Source organism: Variovorax sp. VRV01 (assembly GCF_014852545.1).
Classification (GTDB): domain Bacteria; phylum Pseudomonadota; class Gammaproteobacteria; order Burkholderiales; family Burkholderiaceae_C; genus Variovorax; species Variovorax beijingensis_A.
Genome location: NZ_JACVBS010000096.1, coordinates 1 through 255, shown reverse-complemented (window position 1 = coordinate 255; position 255 = coordinate 1). Strand labels below are relative to the sequence as shown.

The 255-nt window shown below is 70.2% G+C and carries 1 pseudogene; it reads left to right on the top strand.

The features are described 5' to 3' along the window. Positions 1-2: 2 nt before the first annotated feature. Positions 3-255 (top strand): annotated as a pseudogene (gene gudD, locus IB278_RS34365) (glucarate dehydratase); the annotation flags it as partial.

Sequence of the window (255 nt, the reverse complement as noted above, 5' to 3'; positions counted from 1 at the left end):
GCGTGGTGCCCGTCGCAGGCCACGACAGCATGCTCATGAACCTGAGCGGCGCGCACGGCCCGTTCTTCACGCGCAACCTGCTGATCCTGACCGACAGCGCGGGCCACACCGGCGTGGGCGAAGTGCCAGGCGGCGAGAAGATCCGCCAGACCCTCGAAGATGCGCGCGGCCTCATCGTGGGCCAGCCCATCGGCCGCCACAACGCCGTGCTCAACAGCCTGCGCAGCGCCTTTGCCAACCGCGACAGCGCAGGCC